This is a genomic window from Arthrobacter senegalensis (genome assembly GCF_059091765.1).
This window is the reverse complement of the sequence record NZ_JBNHGZ010000003.1, coordinates 159,883-176,787: the sequence shown is the minus strand read 5'-3', so window position 1 is coordinate 176,787 and position 16,905 is coordinate 159,883. Positions and strand designations below refer to the sequence as shown.

General features: G+C 64.0%; 14 protein-coding genes and 1 pseudogene. 7 read left to right on the top strand and 8 right to left on the bottom strand.

The features are described from left to right. Positions 1 to 37: 37 nt before the first annotated feature. Positions 38 to 1,333 (top strand): thiolase family protein, encoded by a 1,296-nt coding sequence (locus tag AC5RVG_RS10900; RefSeq protein ID WP_494013859.1) that lies wholly within the window; start codon positions 38 to 40, stop codon positions 1,331 to 1,333. Further along, the gene (locus AC5RVG_RS10895; protein WP_494013858.1) at positions 1,330 to 3,453 is read left to right on the top strand and encodes a 3-hydroxyacyl-CoA dehydrogenase NAD-binding domain-containing protein; all 2,124 of its coding nucleotides are present in this window, start codon (positions 1,330 to 1,332) and stop codon (positions 3,451 to 3,453) included. The genes AC5RVG_RS10900 and AC5RVG_RS10895 overlap by 4 nt, the downstream gene beginning before the upstream one ends. 116 nt (positions 3,454 to 3,569) lie before the next feature. Here AC5RVG_RS10895 and AC5RVG_RS10890 read toward each other — a convergent pair whose 3' ends face one another. Continuing rightward, positions 3,570 to 4,040 carry a DUF2975 domain-containing protein gene (locus AC5RVG_RS10890; RefSeq protein ID WP_494013857.1) on the bottom strand — a complete coding sequence of 157 codons (471 nt, stop codon included), beginning with the start codon at positions 4,038 to 4,040 and terminating at the stop codon, positions 3,570 to 3,572. Positions 4,041 to 4,112: 72 nt separating this feature from the next. Here AC5RVG_RS10890 and AC5RVG_RS10885 point away from each other — a divergent pair, with 72 nt between their 5' ends. Next, the gene (locus AC5RVG_RS10885) at positions 4,113 to 4,379 is read left to right on the top strand and encodes a hypothetical protein (protein WP_494013856.1); all 267 of its coding nucleotides are present in this window, start codon (positions 4,113 to 4,115) and stop codon (positions 4,377 to 4,379) included. Positions 4,380 to 4,532: 153 nt separating this feature from the next. On the opposite strand, the gene AC5RVG_RS10880 is transcribed toward AC5RVG_RS10885, so the two are convergent. The 3 genes and pseudogenes from AC5RVG_RS10880 to AC5RVG_RS10870 all read right to left on the bottom strand — a co-directional run bounded on the left by AC5RVG_RS10880 (position 4,533) and on the right by AC5RVG_RS10870 (position 7,480). Next, positions 4,533 to 5,000, bottom strand: coding sequence for a DUF2867 domain-containing protein (locus tag AC5RVG_RS10880; protein WP_494013855.1), 468 nt, complete (start codon positions 4,998 to 5,000; stop codon positions 4,533 to 4,535). A gap of 300 nt (positions 5,001 to 5,300) precedes the next feature. Next, positions 5,301 to 5,766 (bottom strand): annotated as a pseudogene (locus tag AC5RVG_RS10875) (ASCH domain-containing protein). Between the two features lie 481 nt (positions 5,767 to 6,247). Continuing rightward, a complete protein-coding gene (locus tag AC5RVG_RS10870) occupies positions 6,248 to 7,480 on the bottom strand; it encodes a saccharopine dehydrogenase family protein (protein WP_494013854.1) in 1,233 nt (410 codons plus the stop codon). 215 nt (positions 7,481 to 7,695) lie between these two features. Between AC5RVG_RS10870 and AC5RVG_RS10865 the strand changes: the two genes are divergently transcribed. Continuing rightward, on the top strand, positions 7,696 to 8,346 hold the full coding sequence (locus AC5RVG_RS10865) for a hypothetical protein (RefSeq protein WP_493999549.1): 651 nt from the start codon (positions 7,696 to 7,698) through the stop codon (positions 8,344 to 8,346). A gap of 213 nt (positions 8,347 to 8,559) precedes the next feature. On the opposite strand, the gene AC5RVG_RS10860 is transcribed toward AC5RVG_RS10865, so the two are convergent. Both AC5RVG_RS10860 and AC5RVG_RS10855 read right to left on the bottom strand, forming a co-directional pair. Next, entirely contained in the window at positions 8,560 to 8,841 is a 282-nt protein-coding gene (locus tag AC5RVG_RS10860) for a hypothetical protein (protein ID WP_494013853.1), read from the bottom strand. Between the two features lie 157 nt (positions 8,842 to 8,998). After that, on the bottom strand, positions 8,999 to 9,751 hold the full coding sequence (locus AC5RVG_RS10855; RefSeq protein ID WP_494013852.1) for an MBL fold metallo-hydrolase: 753 nt from the start codon (positions 9,749 to 9,751) through the stop codon (positions 8,999 to 9,001). Positions 9,752 to 9,966: 215 nt separating this feature from the next. On the opposite strand from AC5RVG_RS10855, the gene AC5RVG_RS10850 reads away from it, so the two are divergent. Together AC5RVG_RS10850 and AC5RVG_RS10845 are read left to right on the top strand one after the other, a co-directional pair. Next, positions 9,967 to 10,497, top strand: a complete 531-nt coding sequence (locus tag AC5RVG_RS10850) for a TetR/AcrR family transcriptional regulator (protein ID WP_494013851.1) — start codon at positions 9,967 to 9,969, stop codon at positions 10,495 to 10,497. 198 nt (positions 10,498 to 10,695) lie between these two features. Further along, entirely contained in the window at positions 10,696 to 10,872 is a 177-nt protein-coding gene (locus tag AC5RVG_RS10845) for a VOC family protein (protein WP_494013850.1), read from the top strand. Positions 10,873 to 11,078: 206 nt separating this feature from the next. Here AC5RVG_RS10845 and AC5RVG_RS10840 read toward each other — a convergent pair whose 3' ends face one another. Continuing rightward, complete coding sequence (locus AC5RVG_RS10840) at positions 11,079 to 11,765, bottom strand: response regulator (RefSeq protein ID WP_493999544.1); 687 nt, start codon at positions 11,763 to 11,765, stop codon at positions 11,079 to 11,081. 371 nt (positions 11,766 to 12,136) lie between these two features. Further along, positions 12,137 to 14,635, bottom strand: a complete 2,499-nt coding sequence (locus tag AC5RVG_RS10835) for an ATP-binding protein (RefSeq protein WP_494013849.1) — start codon at positions 14,633 to 14,635, stop codon at positions 12,137 to 12,139. Between the two features lie 349 nt (positions 14,636 to 14,984). Between AC5RVG_RS10835 and AC5RVG_RS10830 the strand changes: the two genes are divergently transcribed. Beyond that, on the top strand, positions 14,985 to 16,799 hold the full coding sequence (locus AC5RVG_RS10830) for an APC family permease (RefSeq protein WP_494013848.1): 1,815 nt from the start codon (positions 14,985 to 14,987) through the stop codon (positions 16,797 to 16,799). Positions 16,800 to 16,905: the final 106 nt, after the last annotated feature.

Below are 16,905 nucleotides of genomic sequence, written 5' to 3'. Positions count from 1 at the left end.
GGTCAGCACTGTGTTCCGCATCTCATGGAGGTATCAGGTGAGCCCCACGTCCCCGCCCCGCGCCCTGCGCGATGTCGTCTTCGTCGACGGCGTGCGCACCCCGTTCGGGAAGGCGGGTGAGAAGGGGATCCACGCCGGCACCCGGGCCGACGACCTGGTGGTCAAGTGCATCCGGGAACTCCTGCGCCGCAATCCGACGCTGCCGCCCGGCCGCATCGACGACGTGGCCATTGCCGCCACCACGCAAACCGGCGACCAGGGCATGACCATCGGCCGCACCGCCGCGCTTCTTGCCGGCTTGCCCCGTTCCGTCCCCGGCTTCGCCATTGACCGGATGTGCGCCGGCGCCATGACCGCCGTGACGACGACGGCCGGCGGCATCGCCTTCGGCGCGTACGACGTGGTGGTGGCCGGCGGCGTGGAACACATGGGCAACCACCCGATGGGCCAGGGTGCGGATCCGAATCCGCGGTTCGCCAGCGAGCGCCTGGTGGACCCTGCGGCGCTGAACATGGGCAACACCGCCGAAAACCTGCATGACCGCTTCCCCGCAATCACCAGGGAACGCGCGGACGCCTATGCCGCGGCCAGCCAGGCCAAGCTAGCCGCGGCCTACCGGAACGGCAGCATCCAGCCCGACCTGGTGCCGGTGGCCGGCCGCAAACCGGGCGAAGGCTGGTCGCTGTACAGTGCGGACGAACCCCCGCGGCCGGACACCACCGTGGAAGACCTGGCCGGGCTGCGGACCCCGTTCCGCCCGCACGGCCGGGTCACCGCCGGCAATGCCGCCGGCCTCAACGACGGCGCCACGGTCTCGCTGCTGGCCTCTGCGGAGGCAGCCGGCGAGCTTGGCCTGCCGGTGAAGATGCGCCTGGTCTCCTACGCCTTCGCCGGAGTCGAGCCCGAGGTCATGGGCATCGGGCCCGTCCCTGCCACCGAAAAGGCCCTGAAGATGGCGGGCCTGGACATCGCGGACATCGGCTTGTTCGAGATCAACGAGGCCTTCGCCGTGCAGGTGCTGTCCTTCCTGGACTACTACGGGATCGCCGATGACGATCCCCGCGTCAACCGCTACGGCGGGGCCATCGCCGTCGGCCATCCCCTGGCCGCCTCCGGCGTGCGCCTCATGACCCAACTGGCCCGCCAATTCGAAGACGACCCGTCGGTCCGCTACGGACTGACCACGATGTGCATCGGGCTGGGCATGGGAGGAACGGTGATCTGGGAGAATCCGCACCATGCAGATTATTCGGGCGGCACCGCCGATACGGCCGCCGCAATTGTCGGAACCGCCGCCCCCGCGGCAGCACAGGCACGAGAGGACCACGCATGAACGCCGAGTACACGGCCCTGGCCGCGAAGTTCCCGGACGAGACCGTCACCCATTCCTACGTGCAGGATGTGGAACTGCCCGGTGCCGGCACCCTGGCGCTGCTGACCCTGGACAACGACCTGGACCACCGTAAGCCGACCACCCTGGGCCCCAACAGCCTGCTGGAACTCGGCACGGCACTCGAAGGGCTCAAGGCGCGGGCCGCGGCGGGCAGGATCTCCGCCGTCGCCATCACCGGCAAGCCGTACTACCTGGTGGCCGGGGCCGACTTGAGCGCCGTGGGCAGGCTCACCGGCCCCGAAGACGGACGGGCCATGGCCAGGCTGGGCCACGATGCCTATGCCACGCTCGCCTCCCTGGGCGTCCCGACGTTCGCCTTCATCAACGGAGCAGCGATGGGCGGCGGGCTGGAGATCGCGCTCGCCGCCGACTACCGCACCATCTCCACCGGCGCCGGCGCCATCTCGCTGCCGGAAGCCTTCTTGGGCCTGATCCCCGGCTGGGGCGGGGTCTACCGGCTCCCGCGGCTGATCGGCCCGGCGAATGCCGTCAAGGTCATGGTCGAGAATCCGCTGAGCAACAACAAGGCGCTCGACGGCGCGGCCGCCTACCGGCTGGGCATCGCCGACGTCCTCTTCGAACCGGCCGATTTCCTGGAGCAGTCGCTGGCCTGGGCCACGCGGATCCTCACCGACGACGACGCCCGCCGGCTGGTCGCGGACCGCCGCGCCGAGACCTCCGCGGCCACCGACGCGGACTGGGACAAGGCCATCGCGGCCGGTCGGAAGTTCGTGGAGGCCAAGACGTCCAACGCCGCGCCGGCACCGGCCAAGGTGCTGGACGTCCTGGACGCCGGCCGGGGCAAGAGCCAGCAGGAATCAGCCGACCTTGAAGTCGAGGCGCTGGCGGAATTGATACAGACCCCGCATTTCCGCGACACGGTATACGCCTTCCTGGAGCTGGTGCAGAAGCGTTCCAAGCGGCCGGCCGGCGCACCGGACCCCAAGCTCGCCCGACCTGTCACCAAGGTGGGCGTGGTCGGCGCCGGCCTGATGGCCAGCCAACTGGCCTTGCTGTTCGCCCGCCAGCTGAAGGTTCCGGTGGTCATGACGGACATCGACCAGGCCCGGGTGGACAAGGGCGTGGGGTACGTCCACGCCGAAGTGGACAAACTGCTGGCCAAGCAGCGCATTTCGGCCGACGCTGCCAACCGCACCAAGGCCCTGGTCACCGGCTCGGCCTCCAAGGAAGCGTTCTCGGACGCCGACTTTGTGATTGAGGCCGTGTTCGAAGAACTGGCCGTCAAGAAGCAGGTCTTCGCCGAGGTCGAGGCGGTAATCTCCGAGGACTGCATCCTCGCCACCAACACCTCATCGCTGTCGGTCACGGAGATGGCAGCGGACCTGCTGCATCCCGAACGCGTGGTCGGCTTTCACTTCTTCAACCCCGTGGCCGTCATGCCCCTGCTGGAAATCGTCCGGGCGCCGAAGACCAGCGACGAAGTGCTCTCCACCGCCTTTGTCCTGGGCAAGGCCCTCAAGAAGACCACCGTGCTGGTCCAGGACGCCGCCGCCTTCGTCGTGAACCGCGTGCTGCTGCGGCTGATGGGGGAAGTGTCCAACGCCTTCGACGAGGGCACGCCCGCCGACATCGCCGACAACGCGCTCAAACCCATGGGCCTGCCGATGACCCCGTTCACCCTGCTGGCCATGGTCGGCATCCCGGTAGCCCAACATGTCACCGAGTCGCTGAATGCGGCCTTCGGCGACCGCTTCCGGGTCTCCGCCAACCAGCAGCGTCTCATCGACAACGGCATCACCTCCCTCTGGATCACCGACGACGACGGCCGGCAGGTTATTCCCGAGTCGACCCTGGCGCTGCTGGAGTTCGGAGACTCCCCCAGCAGCTCCGAGCAGCTGCTGCGGCGCACCCAGGACGCACTGGCCGAGGAGATCGGACTCATGCTGGAAGAGGGCGTGGTGGCCGCGCCGGAAGACATCGACCTGTGCATGATCATGGGTGCGGGGTGGCCGCTGCATTTGGGCGGCATCACCCCGTACCTGGACCGGGTCGGCGCCTCCGAACGGGTCAACGGCCGAAAGTTCCACCCGGAGCGGTAACGGCAGTCGCCGAAGCCGCGCACCGCCGTCGTACCGCGCCTTCAGGACGACGGCGGTGCCGGCTCACCGGAGGAAAAGACGTCGTTACCCGGGAGCGCAGGCCCGGGGCATTCCAGTCACGCGACAGCACGTTCGTGGACGTCGTTTCCCATTAGAAACCCCAGTGCCTTGGCTCTCACACTGAACGCAACGGGCACAAGGGCGAGAGAGACCAGCAGTCCGAACAACATCGGTGGTCCGCCGACGTTTGCGACGCTTCCAGCGTGGACAAAAACGCCTGCAAAGATCAGCGACATGAAGCATAGCGAAGCCGCCATGACGGTGGCCCATCGCTTTGACCGACTGGTCGACACGTTGCCCGCCACCGCGGCCGAAAGCAGCTGCCAGGACGCCAGCAAGGCCACCTCGAAACCGCCGATGGCAATCACGATTGCCGTGACGTACGGGGGCGCCAGGTACGCAACCTCGGGGTAGGCGCCGGCGTACTCTGCGGCGACCTGCGGAACAATCAGCAGCTGAGCCAGCAGTGCCCCAACAGCAAGGCCTCCGAGGATGATGCGGAAGGGTGTGGCTCGCTGGCTGATCATAGGGCAATCATCACCGACGTGGACTGAATGGCGGAAGCGCTAGGCGCAAGTGAACAGGCATAATGCCAGTAAATGAAAGGTGAGGCCATGGCGGCAGTCGTTACCCCAGAGCGGCGACCTACTGCCGGACCAATAGCGGCGACGGTTGTGCTTTTGGTTTCGCTGGTCCTCTTTTTCGTAACCGACAACGCGCTGGTGGTTGTCGCCGTAGCCGGTGCCGTGGTGTTCTCACTATTCGGACTACAGATGTCCAAGTGGTACTGGATCCCGTCTACCCTCGGCGCATTGCTGCTGCTCTTGCTGCTTGCGCTCATGATTCCCCTGTGGACTGGAGGCTAAATGGTGGGTTGGGAACCCCAAACAGGGTTTACAACCCTACGTCCCTGCCTCCGCGAACGCCGATAGCAGAACAATTGCCTAAATGCAGTTGTGCGCTCGTGAATGTTCCGGTTGAGAATTCTGTATCGATACACCTGCCTGGCATTTAGACGGTCATCGGCTTGGGAAGTTCTTCAGAAAACCCGGGGGATGCACCAGTGCTGCAGTGATCATGCGGCGCATGATGAACTTGTGAAAAGGCCAAATCAAGTTGAAGTAGAGCCGCCCCGTCCAACGGCGGTAATGGACGACGGTAGTGATCTGAAAATTGTTCTTGGGTTCGGTTCCGGTCGGCTCGACCTCGACGATGAGGTGCGCGATTAGATGAGTGTCCTCGGCGGTGAGCACCAGGTAGGTGTCTTCCTTGCTTGCGGAAACCGTGAAGAAGGCGAGTCTGCCACCGGGGCGGAGGCTAATCTCTGCCGGGCGAGGTGCGCGATTCGTACGGCCGGATGGGTGTTCGAGCCGCATGAGGCGGGCCAGCACACCACGAGCCACGAACAGCGCCTTTAGCCAGATCGGTTGCCACGACAGGATGTTGCTGATGCCCTCACGTAAAGACAGCGATGTTTTGGCGCTCACCCTGCCTAGGTGGTCTGCTGACCTCGAGTAGCGTTGAAGTTCCGGGTGCATGAGTTCGCCTTTCTTCGGGGCCGCCGCTGCGCGTACTGCCAGGCAAAGTACCAGATCTGCCTCGGGGAAGGCGGCAGGTAGAACGCCAACCGGATGTTATGACGTCGGATACTCATGACGAAGCTTCTGGATCTCGCGTCTGGCAAAGAAGCCGAAAAAGACAGCTGAAACGCCGGCCGCGATCCCGTTCTATCAGGGCTCATTACTGTCCCATTTGGGGAATCCCCTACGAGCCAACGTGCGGCTGACTTATTGTGCCGAATCTGCATATTGAGGTGGCCAAACCACCTTGAATCGTTCGAAGACGATCTCGTCGGTTTCTGCCCATTGACGCCCTTGGGCTGCTGATACGCGAGTCCAGTAGCGGCGGTGCTCACGCTGCCAACTGTCTAGGCTCAAATCGTCCTCGCCTTCGTCGCGGGCGAAAGCAGCATCAGCACTTTTGAAAGAACGAATGCGCAGTTCAATAGTGCGAATGATGATGCTCGGAGTGCCGTTCCCATCACAGGCAATCCAGTGTGACCCCGATCCGGGGCACCTGGTCACCTCGCGCTATGAAGTCCGCAACGGGCTCCGCCGTCGCGCGTTTGTTTCCGCTGAGGACATGAGCGAGAAGTTCATCAGCTAACCGCTGCGTATCACCGAAGTGTTCAATTGTGTATTCCGGGGCCGCAGCTACCGTCTCCGGGTGAGCAGCACAGTATGCCTGCCACATCCGAATGCCTGCGTCATGGTCGGCTGGGCCAACAGGGTCGAGTTTCACCACATCATAATGTCAGAAGCAGACGCCCGAAGCCGGTCCCCCACCGCGACAAAGATGAGCGAGGGTTTATGCAATGGTCTGAATAACGCCGGTGCGTCGTGTTCGGGCTACATCCGGGTTCATTACTTTCTCTTCTGAGCTTCTGCATTGAGACGCATGTCTGGACATACTCACCGTTATCGGCCTTAAAAACGGGCAGAGGGAGTGGCTGCTCAAGGGCTCCACGACCTGGAGCAGAGTGCTGGTCTGGACTCAGCGCGTGAAGGTGCGCGCCGGGGCGGCCCAGGGTAGTTGAAAGCCGATTTGGAAGCATCGCTGGTCGCGATCTTTAGATGACCCTGGCATACTCCCTCGGCGAAATCCCATCGCGCCGCTAGTCGGACTGGTCCAGTCAATGATTGCCCCGTTATCAGGGGACCTGCAGGATCTGGGTTCAGGCGAGTTTGGTTACCTGGTAAGTGTGGCCGGCCGCACGGAGTCGCTGCATGAGCACGTTGCCGAGTGCTGTGGCCGGTGTTAGCGACCCTTTCGCAGTCGGCAGCCGGTCACCGTCGAGGGCAAGAGCGAGTGCAGTCTCCCCTGCCATCACGGCCGTGGCGGCATAGCCGGGATCGCCGGGGCCAGCGGCAATCGCCTGGTATCGGTGCCCGTTCTCGGTGCGGGCGGTTACCTGGGAGTGGAACCAGCCCGCGCGCTGCGTGCGGGTGCTCGGACCCGAACCTGGTGCCGGAAGACAGCGGTCGAGCACTCCCCGGGTCGGCGGAAACGCCATCGCGCCCGTGAATGCCCGGAGCCCGAGTGCCATTGCCCTGGCGATGACCGCCCCTGCCGGTCCGCGGGCTACCCCCATCACCTCGCCGTACTGAAGGGAGCGGCCGTAGGCCCAACCCTGCAATGCGTTGCTGCGGCGCACTATCCGAGTGTTGACCGCGGCCATGATGAAAGGCGCGGTCCAGGTGCCGTCATCGGAACGGCGAACAGGACCGGCGTCAGGAGGCTGTTGTGTCGTCGGCTCCCCTGTGCGGTCGGGGCTCAGAGCGTAGGGGTCCGCGGCTAATGACCGCAGGGCGGTGCTCGATCGCATCGTGTCGAGCTGCCCGCGCATCGACTCGAGCGTGCCTCCGCTGATGCCACCCTTGGCCGTAGCGACGAGTTGAACCTCGGCCAAACCGCCAGCGCCATCAGCTTCTGCTGCCTGATGAAGCAGCAATACAGCGAGGTCGGACGGCACGGAGTCGTAGCCGCAGGAGTGCACGATCCGGGCCCCGCTCGTCATGGCCAGAGCGTCGTAGCAATCGATCGCCTCCCGGACGAAGGACACCTCACCCGCGAGGTCGGCGTAGTGGGTACCGGCCCCTGCGCAGGCGTCGACGACAGGTAATCCGTGTTTCGTGTATGGACCGACGGTTGTGAGGAGCACGCGCGTGCCCGCGGCCAGGGCAGCGATCGAGTCCGCGTCCTCCGAGTCGGCTTCGATGAGGGCCCATCCGTGCGCCGCGACCGGCAACTGCGACCGAACCGCCTCGAGTTTGGACCTCGACCGGCCCGCGAGTCCGACTCGCATGCCGGCCGGTGCATGCTCCGCGACGTAGCCGGCGATCAGTCGGCCAACGAAACCCGTCGCTCCGTAGAGAACGAGGTCATGTTCCCGGGATGAGTTGTCCATAACTGCAGCCTTTCACAGCGGCAACTCCAAGCTGACACACGGCTCCTTGCTTTGGACCTCGGGTATCGTGAGTGGTCCTGATTGGGAGACTGGCTCGCGTTCCGCGTGTTTGCCAGTTAGGGTACACCCAACCTGACGTCAGGTGAGTGCCGGTGGCGACGTCGATTTTACGCAACGGCGTGCGGCGGGGCCGGCCGGAGCCGTACGGTAGCCGGATGGAACGCTTTACAGGGTTCATCGCGGGTCTGGGCACCAGCGCGGGACGCCGGCTGGTGGTCGGGCACTGGATGGACTCGCCGCTCGGCGCCTTCACGGACGTCATGACCGAGGACCGCGACGGGCTGCGGACGCTGCTGGCCCCCAACCGGGCGGTCGCCGACTATGTGTCCGCGACCTACCGCTTCGATGAGGTGGTGGTGGCGCCGCTGGACGCCAGCCTGAGCCCCGCCGGGGAGCGGAGCGCGGAACCGGGGAACGAACCCGGGACCGCCGTACTGGTCCTCCGCGTTTCCGGCGGCCCGCTGGAACTGCGCGCCGACCTGGGCCCCGTGACAGCGCTGGGCTGGATGCTGCAACTGGTCCCCGTCCGAATCGCCGTCCACCCGGCGTGGCTGACAGCCGTGAACCGCGCCGCGGGGATCCTGCTCCCGGGGGTGGCCACCGCCGGCTCCGCCGGAGGCGGACGTCGGGAGTACTATGGCGTGCGCTCCATCCGTAGCGTTGAGCGCGCCGTGGCGAGCTGGAACGGGGCCGGCCTCGGGCCCCTCGCGCCGGTGGATCCGCCCGTGCGCTTCGGATTCAGTCCCTTCCCCCGCACCCCGCAGGCCGTGGCCGTCACGACGACGGTCCTCCCCACCCGCCGCTGAGGCGGGGCCGTTGGCTTAACGGGGTTAGTGGCGTTCGTTCCGGAGGCAACAAGACCTTCGCTTCTCAAGGTCGGGAGTTGCCCGCCCGCCAGTCGCATCAGCCGGTCACCCATTGCAACAAAAATGAGCTAGAGCTTATGCACGCGCGTGATGAGTCAGAAGCGATTATTTAGGCTCCACTCGGAGTAACGGGGGCCTCGTGGCTGAGTTCGGCTAGCGGTCTTTCCCCAGTGACTTCGTCCGCGCCCTCAGCATCAACCAAATTGCAGCACTCATGGCAAGAAAGAAGACGGCAAGCGGAACCACAACTGCCGTCACGTAGAAACCGCCGAGCAGTGCGGAGATGACAGCTTGCAGGCTGAAAAGCGCGGCTCCTATTGCCGAAGCGATCATGATCCGTTTCCATTTTCCGGCATCGCGGTTGCTGAGCTGGGAAGCCTTGAAATCTTGGCTTGCCGCAGACTCGAATAACTGCGCTATTGACAGGCCCGGCACGCCGTCGTTTGAAGGTTTTCAGAGGCTTCCTGCATCTTGACTCCCTATGTCGCCGCCCAAAGTTGGCGGAGTCAAGATCGCAGTGCTTCATTCCAGCGACTTGGAGTTCACCGGTGGCTATAGTCTCTGTGAGGCCGGAAGGGGCTGCCTCGCGGAATCAGACCTCAAGGATCCGTGGCACCCCGGGGGTGAGCCATTCAAGGCGGTCAGTCAGGCCTGCTTCCGCAAATGAAGCCGCGATCTCATCTTCCGTTTCAGTGAAGTGTTCCCAAGAGGAGAAATGGATCGGCACTACGGCGTCGGCGGCGAGGACGGCAGTAAACTTGGCTGCGCTCGAACTGTCCATACTGACCATCTGGTCCCCAAGTATGGCGAACTTCGCCGCGCCAAGGTGCAGCACTGCTACTCCGATCGAGAATAGGTCGCCGATTTGGTCAAGGTCGCTTTCATAGGTGGTATCGCCGGAGATGTAAAGGACCTTTTCTTCCCCCGGAACCCGGAGGATGAATCCAATGACGTCACCAACGGGGCCATGATGGGCAGGCGTCGCTGTAATGATCACGGATTTCTCTCCCACGGCGACCGTGTGACTGGCCCAAGGCGCCACACCAACTGCTTGGCCACCCAGCCGTCCCGCCCCGCTCTGGGTGGTCAAGACGGGTTTCCCCTCCAACAACCTCCTGCCGGCGTCATCTAGATTGTCCGGGTGTTCGTCGTGACTGAGCAGCACGGCATCAATTGGTGGAAGTTCGCTAGCGGACATGGCCGGTTTGTTAGTGCTCCGCAGGACCAGGGGCCCGAACTTGTACTCAGTAGGGGCGGGGTTGAACACCGGATCTGTGAGGAACGTGAGGCCGCCGAATTCGACAAGCATCGTTGCGGTGCCGATATGCGTCAGGGTTGTCTGCATGGGGTCGTCCTTCGAATCTTGAGTATCAACGGGCCGACTTTTGGCAGCCCCGCGCAGGTCTACCAATGGCGGAAATCCGGGGGGCTATACGCGAGCCGGTAACAATACGAACGATCGTACACTAAGATTTTCTTGGGAGAAGAGAGGTAAATATGGATGGCAGAGCGGCCAGAGGTCTGAAATCGCGACAAACTGTTTTAGAGGAAGCTGTGAACATGGCCTCGGTTGAGGGGCTTGCGGGCCTTTCGATCGGCGGCCTGGCATCTCGTTCGACTCTGAGCAAGAGTGGAGTAGCTGCCCTCTTCGGTTCTAAAGAGCAGCTGCAAATCGCGACGGTTGAGGCAGCGAGACAAGTTTTCATCGCGGCGGTCGTAGCTCCCGCCCTCAACGCCGCACCCGGGCTCGAAAGACTTCGCGCCCTTCTTGACGCTTGGCTTTCCTACAGCCGCAATAGGGTCTTTGTCGGCGGATGTTTCTTTGCGGCCGCCAGCACGGAGTTCGATTCCAAATCTGGTCCGGTGAGGGAAGCGGTGGCGGAGGCGGTTCGTGAATGGCGCTCCTTGCTGGCCTCGGAAATCCAGGCTGCGGCCGACATCGGGGAACTCCTTGAAGTAGACGTGAATCAACTGGTGTTCGAGACGACGGCATTTCTTGAGGCGGCCAATGCGCGTTCGCTCCTCACCGGTTCGGCTGAGCCGTACACCGCGGCAAAACGTGCGCTGATCCGGATCTATGGGGAATGGTAATCACCGCCGCGACCCGTCCGCCCCAGCCCGAGGATGGCCGGCGGCGTGCCCTTGGGCACGAAGACATTGAGAACCCCGGAAGCCATTTCGGAAGTCTGGCGAACTGCACTGGGCTACAAGATGCAGGAAGACGGAACCCTGACCGATCCCTATGGCAGGGGTCCGGCCATCTGGTTTCAGGAATCCTAGAGCCCGAATGTGAATCGTTTTCACCTGGACATCACTGTCCCCTTCAGCGAAAGCGCCTCGAATCTGGATGCTCTGGTATCCGTTGGTGCAACACTCGATGATGAACATGCGCCCGTGTGGGTAGTGGCCACTGATGCCCAAGGGAACCGGCTGTGCATCAGTACCGAAGCCGGACGCGGCGACTAGCCGGGACAAAATTTCGCTCAACGCCACTCTGGTTGCGGCTCGGTCGGAGCGGCCGCACCGCTGAGTATAAAACAGGGTTGAGCGCGGGTTCCGGCGGCATCCTTCACGTTCACGGTTCGACAAATAGGGCTGCCCGATCAGGGGGCAAAGGGCCTCTGGTCATAAAACCTAAGAGGGGCGGACGGTCTCGAGACGGCACAGCCGTTTCAAGGGGGCGCCCCTGGTTCAAAGCGGTAGCCCATCCCTGCTTCGGTGAGGAGATAGCGCGGTCTGGACGCGTCAGGTTCAAGCTTGCGTCTGAGCTGAGCGATGTAGACGCGCAGATACTGGGTTTCCTTTAGATAAGCGGGCCCCCACACGTGGGTCAGGATCTGCTGCTGCGATACGAGCCGGCCGGGGTTTCTGGCCAAAATTTCCAGGATGTTCCACTCGTTCGGGGTCAGCCGGACCGCCTGTCCGTCCCGAACAACCCGCTTGTCGCTAAGGTTGATCTCAAAGTCAGCGGTGCCAATCGACGCGCCTTGGAGACTGCTGTCGTTCCGCCGGTCTGCGGCACGAAGCCGGGCTAAGAGTTCATTCAGGTCGAAGGGCTTGGTGACGTAGTCGTCAGCACCCGCATCCAGGGCCTCAACCTTGTCGTCTGAGGCATGCCGGGCGGACAGCACGATGATGGGTATATCCGTCCACCCGCGTAGGCCGCGGATCACGTCCACCCCATCCATGTCAGGCAACCCCAGATCCAGGATCACCAAGTCGATAGGCTCTTTGGCTGCTTCCGTCAGCGCTTCGCTTCCGGTAGCTGCAATGTAGGTACGGTAGCCTCTCGCCCGGAGGTTAATCTGCATCGCACGCAGGATCTGTGGCTCGTCGTCGACGATCAAGACGTTGGTCATGCCTGTCCCGTCTCCTCCTCGCACGCCACCGGAAGCCGACCGTCGCCCGTCGGTTGAGCTCTATTGTGTCTCCTGGGTCCGCGGACAGGCACCTCCTCACCACCAATTGCTGCCCTTCTTCATGCGCACCAGAGAACGGATCAGCAGCACCAGCACGGTGCCGCCGGCGGCCAGAACCGGCAGAATCTCCCACCAAAGGTCCGCGTCCATGCGTATTCCAACTTTCGGTGTAGAAGGCCCGGCTGGCCCTCCCAACGCCCAGCAAAACCCAAGACCGGACCCCGGGCGCCGTTCTTAACGGTTTCTTCACGCGGACGGCCCAAATCTTAACGCGTCTCCTACGCCGGACAGCGGCCTTCCGCGAATGTACTTCAGGCCCGCGCTGAGCGCGGCATCGTGATGACGATGGTCAGCCCTCCACCTGGGGTTTCCTCGGCGTCCAGATGCCCGTCCATAACTTCGGTAAAGCCCTTCGCGACAGCCAGTCCCAAGCCGACCCCGGTCCCCGCCGGCGTGTCGTCGAGGCGCTGGAATGGCTGGAACATATTGATCAGCTCAGTGGCCGGGATGCCGCGGCCATGGTCGATGATGCGCAGTTGGCCGGCAGGTTTCCCGTTCACCGAGGTTTTGCCCGTACCGGTGACCGCAGTGATGAAGATATCGGACCCGCCGGCGTACTTCACGGCGTTTTCAACGACATTGGCAATCACGCGTTCCAGCATGCCCGGATCAGCGTTAACCGGGGGCAGGCTGTCCGGCAAGTCCACCCGCACGGCTTCCTCGGGAATTCCGCGTAGGGCGTCTGCGACGGCGTCGGCCCAGTAGACGGGCCGGATCAAAGGCGTGACCGAGTCCGCCGTCAGTCTCGACATGTCCAATAAATTTCCTACCAGCAGGCCCAGGCGGTCGGCGTAGTCCTCGATGGTAGCCAGTAGCTCGGCCTCGTCCTCCGGGTCGAATTCCACGGCATCTTGGCGCAAGCTGCTGACGGCCAGTTTGATCCCTGCCAGCGGCGTGCGCAGGTCGTGCGAGACCGCACGCAGGATCGAGGTGCGCATCTGGTTGCCTTCGGATAGCCGCAGGATGTCGCGGCGGCTGGCCCGGAGCTGGTCCCGTTGAAGGAGGGCCATGAGGTGGGCGCCGAAGGCAGTGAGCAGGTGCCGTTCCTGCTGGCTGAGGGGGCGGCCGGAGAGCGCCAGGGCATGCGATGGGTCAAGTTGCTCGACGTTCTCATTGCCGTTCAGGTCTTCATCGACTCTGCCGGTGCTGGCCACCAGCTGCCATGCCCGGGTTTTGCCTTGGCGTTCATCCCGCGCATACAACGCGGCACCGCTGCTTTGGAAGTGTTCGCGGATCCGGTCCAAAAATTCGCCGATGGTGTAGTGGACGGCAAGGGTGCTGCGGCTCAGCTCCGCCAGAGCCGCAGCTTCGGCCCCGGCTGCGGCTGCCGCCCGGCTGCGTTTTGCCGAGAGCCCAACGACGAGCGAAACCGCGATCGCGACGGCCAGGAAGATCAGCAGGGCCAGAACATTCTCAGGATCGCTGATGCCCATGGTGCCGATGGGGTGCAGAGCGGAAAAATTCACGATCGCACTGCTGAGCACTGCCGCCGCCACGGCCGGCCAGAGCCCGCCGACCAGCGCTACGGCGATGGTCCCGGTCAGCTGCACGAGCATATCGGTGGCGAAGTGGCTGTGCGGCCAGAGACTAAGTCCCGCCTGGAGGATGAACGGCAGCAGCAACGCCATAGCGGCGCCGGCCATCATCCGGCCTCTGCCCAGCGATGACGGGCCCGTCCTGACGGAACTGGCCGCACCTTTGCGTCCGTGACCGACCAGATGAACGTCGACGTCCCCTGCAAGGCGCAGAAGGCGCTGGCCGACGCTGCGGCGCAACCGCAGCTTCCGTCCGGGGGCGCCGACGACGATCTGTGTTGCATCGGTCCTGCGCGCGAAAGCAACGAGCGCCTGGGCAGGATCATCGCCTCCGATCGAGTGGTACGTTCCCCCCAGCCCCAACACAAGAACACGCTGGGCGTCCAGTTCCCCCGGTGATTCCCGGGAGCTTACCGAGGAGCGCACATGCACGGCGTGCAACTCGGCGCCAAGCTTGCCGGCGAGCATTCGGAACGCCCGTCGCACGAGCAACTGCCCTCCCGGCCCGCCGGAAAGGCCGACGACGATCCGCTCCCGAGTGTTCCAGACCGCCTCGATCCCCTTGCGCGCCCGGTAATCACTCAGGCCCTCCTCCACGCGGTCCGCCAGCCACAGCAGGGCCAGCTCCCGCAATGCCGTCAGGTTCCCCAAGCGGAAATATCCCGCCAGGGCCGCATCCACGTTTTCCGCCGGAACCACCTTGCCTGCTGCCACCCGTTCAAGGAGCAGTCCGGGATCCACATCCACAAGTTCAATCTGTCCGGCACCACGGACAAAGGCGTCCGGCACCGTCTCGTCAGGCCGGACGCCGGTAATGGCTTCAACCACGTCACCCAACGACTCCAGTCGCGCAATCTCAAGGGTCGCCATGACATTGATGCCTGCGTCGAGCAGGCCATCGACGTCCTCCCATACCAGCCTGCGCCCACCGTTCACTCCGTGGGCCTGAGCCAGGTCATCCACAAGCACCGTTTCCGGAGCACGGGACAAAACGGCCTGCAGGTCCAGCTCCTGAACGCCCTCCGGGCCGGCATCCGAAACTGCTTCCATGTCCGCGAACAGGGCAGCCGTTTCCGGCCGGCCCCGGTGCAGGGCCGCGCCGATGACCACATCGGCGCCATCTCCGGTCAGCCGCAGCCCTTCGGTCAGCATCGCGTAAGTGGTCCCGGCGCCCGGCGCCGCGCCAAGAAAAATCCGCAGTATTCCTCTGCCCATAAAGACCATTCTCACCGCCTCTGCAAGCCGAGGCCCTCCCCGCCCCGCTCACCTGCCCCGCCCAGCTACCCGGACATTTTGATGATTTCTTAACGCCGTCGGCTGCTGTTTTTCGCTCTCTGGCCGCCTCTGCCGGAGTAGTGTGATCAATCGCGTCAGGAACCGTATAAGAGAGAAGACGACTGTGGGTGCGTCTACCCAGTACTTCATTCCGGAGAGCGTGCCCCGCCCTACCGGCCGTCAAAAGCCGTCCCATGGCGTGGCCCGTTGGCTTACCGCCCACGTTGTTCAACCCGTCGGACCGGCAAGCCCGGGAACCAATGACATTCAGCAGCCCTGGTGGAAGGTCATGTGCCTGACGGGTGTGGACTACTTCTCCACCCTGTCATACCTGCCGGCCATCGCGGCGCTGGCCGCCGGCGCCTTCTCGCCGCTCGCGACACTGCTGATCGTCATTCTGACCTTGGGCGGAATGCTGCCCATGTACCGCCGGGTGGCGCAGACCAGCCCGCATGGCCAGGGGTCGGTGGCCATGCTGGAGCATCTGCTGCCCTTCTGGCGTGGGAAAGTTTTTGTCCTCATCCTTTTGGGCTTCGTGGCAACCTCCTGGATCATCACGATCACGCTCTCCTCGGCGGACGCCACGGTACATCTGCTGGAGAACCCGCACACTCCCGCGTTCCTCCACGGCCACGCCGTACCGGTGACCATCGTGCTGCTGCTCATCCTCGGCGGAGTCTTCCTGCTCGGCTTCACCGAGGCGGTCGCAGTCGCGGTCCCGCTGGTGGCAATCTTCCTCGTCCTCAATGCAGTCGTCATCGGCACCAGTCTGCTCGACATCCTAAGCAGGCCAGGCATCGTCGCGGACTGGACAGATCTCCTCACCACCACGTCGGGGGGCTTAGGCGGGATGGTTCTTCCGGCACTGCTGGCCTTTCCGCTGCTTGTCTTAGGGCTCTCCGGTTTTGAAACCGGCGTCAGCATGATGCCTCTCGTCGCAGCGCAAGGCCGGACTCCCAAGGAGCGGCTCGCGTGCCGGATCCGCAATACCCGCAAGCTGCTCACCGCCGCGGCCGTGATCATGAGCGTGTATTTGCTGGGCAGCAGTTTCGTCACGACCTTGCTGATCCCTGCCGATGCCTTCGCCGAGGGCGGCGAGGCCAACGGTCGTGCGCTGGCCTACCTTGCGCACGAGCGCTTCGGCGAAGGATTCGGCACCGCCTACGACCTGGCCAGCATCCTCATCCTGTGGTTCGCCGGCGCCTCGGCCATGGCCGGGCTGATCAACATCGTGCCCCGCTACCTGCCCTCGTACGGTATGGCTCCGGAATGGAGCCGCGCTGTCCGCCCGGTGGTCCTGGTCTACACCGGCGTAAGTATCATGATCACCATCGCGTTCAGGGCCGATGTCAACGCCCAGGCCGGGGCCTATGCCACCGGCATCCTGGCCATGATGGTCTCTGCCTCGGTGGCCGTCGCAATTGCCACGTACCGGAATCGGCGCCGGTCCGCTGCCGCCGCGTTCACCGGGCTGACGCTGGTGCTGGTCTACGCCCTGACAGCCAACATCCTCGCAAAACCCGAAGGGTTGGCAATTTCGCTCTTGTTCATCGCCGGCATCGTGGTCATCTCCCTGGTTTCCCGGGTCTCCCGAACCACCGAGCTGCGCGCAGACCGCATAGTGTTCGACGACGAAGCCCGCCGCTTCATCCGCGAGTCCCTGGAATTCGATGGACGGCTGGACCTGATTGCGCACAAACCCCCGGCCACCGGTGTCGCGGAATACTCCAGCAAGGAAGTCCTTCAACGCGGCATAAACCCAGTCCCCGGCAGCGCCGACGTCATCTTCCTCGAAGTAGAAATCAAAGACCCCTCCGGCTTCAGCGACACCCTCCACGTCCACGGAGTTGAGATCGGCGGGTACAGGATTCTGCGCGCTCAGAGCCCCGCCGCGCCCAACGCGCTGGCCGCCGTCCTGCTGGCACTACGCGATGCGACCGGTGTCATGCCGCAGGCCTACTTTGAATGGTCCGAGGGCAATCCGCTGACCCATCTGATGCGCTACCTGCTCCTCGGCCAAGGTGACACTGCCCCCGTGGTCCGGGAAATCATCCGCCAGAACGAACCCGACCCGCAGCGCCGTCCCCGGATTCACGTTGGCTGAACCGCGACGTCCCTTGCCCGAGAAGGCATCCTCCGCCCGTCGCGTCGGCGCAGCCTTCCGCCGGACCAGCGACCTACGAAAGTTTCAGGCTCCCACGGGTGCCGTC

Coding starts and splice junctions, on each gene's coding strand:
- AC5RVG_RS10855 (WP_494013852.1), bottom strand. CDS start 9,751: ATGCAGACAACCCTGACGCATATCGGCACCGCAACGATGCTTGTCGAA.
- AC5RVG_RS10865 (WP_493999549.1), top strand. CDS start 7,696: ATGGAACGCTTTACAGGGTTCATCGCGGGTCTGGGCACCAGCGCGGGA.
- AC5RVG_RS10895 (WP_494013858.1), top strand. CDS start 1,330: ATGAACGCCGAGTACACGGCCCTGGCCGCGAAGTTCCCGGACGAGACC.
- AC5RVG_RS10830 (WP_494013848.1), top strand. CDS start 14,985: ATGTGCCTGACGGGTGTGGACTACTTCTCCACCCTGTCATACCTGCCG.
- AC5RVG_RS10840 (WP_493999544.1), bottom strand. CDS start 11,765: ATGACCAACGTCTTGATCGTCGACGACGAGCCACAGATCCTGCGTGCG.
- AC5RVG_RS10885 (WP_494013856.1), top strand. CDS start 4,113: ATGAAAGGTGAGGCCATGGCGGCAGTCGTTACCCCAGAGCGGCGACCT.
- AC5RVG_RS10890 (WP_494013857.1), bottom strand. CDS start 4,040: ATGATCAGCCAGCGAGCCACACCCTTCCGCATCATCCTCGGAGGCCTT.
- AC5RVG_RS10870 (WP_494013854.1), bottom strand. CDS start 7,480: ATGGACAACTCATCCCGGGAACATGACCTCGTTCTCTACGGAGCGACG.
- AC5RVG_RS10850 (WP_494013851.1), top strand. CDS start 9,967: ATGGCCTCGGTTGAGGGGCTTGCGGGCCTTTCGATCGGCGGCCTGGCA.
- AC5RVG_RS10835 (WP_494013849.1), bottom strand. CDS start 14,635: ATGGGCAGAGGAATACTGCGGATTTTTCTTGGCGCGGCGCCGGGCGCC.